Raw genomic sequence first — 511 nt, 5'->3', positions numbered from 1 at the left:
CGGCTTTGCTTTCAATGTATCAGCAGACTATTTTGCGTCACGTTGTTCAGAATTCTCACGACGCGGGCGATTGTCTTGCGGTTTACGCTTATTCTTAGGTACGTAATTCAAAATCGAAATCGGCACGGGCTTTCTTGGAGCAAAACCTTCGATTTCAACACGCTCAAGCAAGTGGCCCAGACGGCTTTCAATCATGCACAGGTTTTTGAAATCATCTTTCGATACCAAAGAGATCGCTTCACCTTGCGCGCCAGCACGGCCAGTACGCCCGATACGGTGTACGTACTCATCCGCAGGGAATGGTAAATCGTAGTTAATCACTACTGGTAAGTTGTCGATATCAATACCACGCGCGGCAACGCCAGTTGCAACCAGATACTGAATTTCACCCGCTTTGAACTTCTCAATCAGTTCCTGACGAACACGCTGATTGCGACCACTGTGGAACGCTTCAGCCACAATGCCACGCTTCTCAAGCTGGCTAACCAATTTGGCCGCGCCGTGTTTTGTT

At 48.7% G+C, this 511-nt stretch carries 1 protein-coding gene; it reads right to left on the bottom strand.

From position 1 onward, the window contains the following. Positions 1-27: 27 nt before the first annotated feature. The coding region (locus R7O13_RS31055) for a C-terminal helicase domain-containing protein (protein WP_318305751.1) at positions 28-511 on the bottom strand (484 nt) is incomplete at its 5' end.

The sequence above is a fragment of the Vibrio sp. Y176 genome (assembly GCF_033438945.1).
This window is presented reverse-complemented; position numbering and strand designations above follow the sequence as displayed.